This is a genomic window from Haemophilus sp. UMB1048 (assembly GCF_030218125.1).
GTDB lineage: Bacteria > Pseudomonadota > Gammaproteobacteria > Enterobacterales > Pasteurellaceae > Haemophilus_D.
Genome location: NZ_JASOPB010000149.1, coordinates 1 through 248, shown reverse-complemented (window position 1 = coordinate 248; position 248 = coordinate 1). Strand labels below are relative to the sequence as shown.

At 56.9% G+C, this 248-nt stretch carries 1 protein-coding gene; it reads left to right on the top strand.

The genetic code is table 11. The features are described 5' to 3' along the window. Positions 1 to 8: 8 nt before the first annotated feature. A partial coding sequence (locus tag QP437_RS10250) for a hypothetical protein (RefSeq protein ID WP_285267763.1) occupies positions 9 to 248 on the top strand: 240 nt, incomplete at its 3' end.

Below are 248 nucleotides of genomic sequence, written 5' to 3'. Positions count from 1 at the left end.
AAGATCCGGTGGCGATTCGTAAAGCGCTGCAGGAATGTATGCAGCATAACTTCTCGGTGTTCCGCGAAGGCGATGCGATGCACAAAGGTCTGGAGCAACTGAAAGTGATCCGCGAGCGCCTGAAAAACGCCCGTCTCGACGATACCTCCAGCGAGTTCAACACCCAGCGCGTTGAGTGCCTGGAGCTGGATAACCTGATGGAAACCGCCTACGCGACCGCCGTATCCGCTAACTTCCGTACCGAGAGC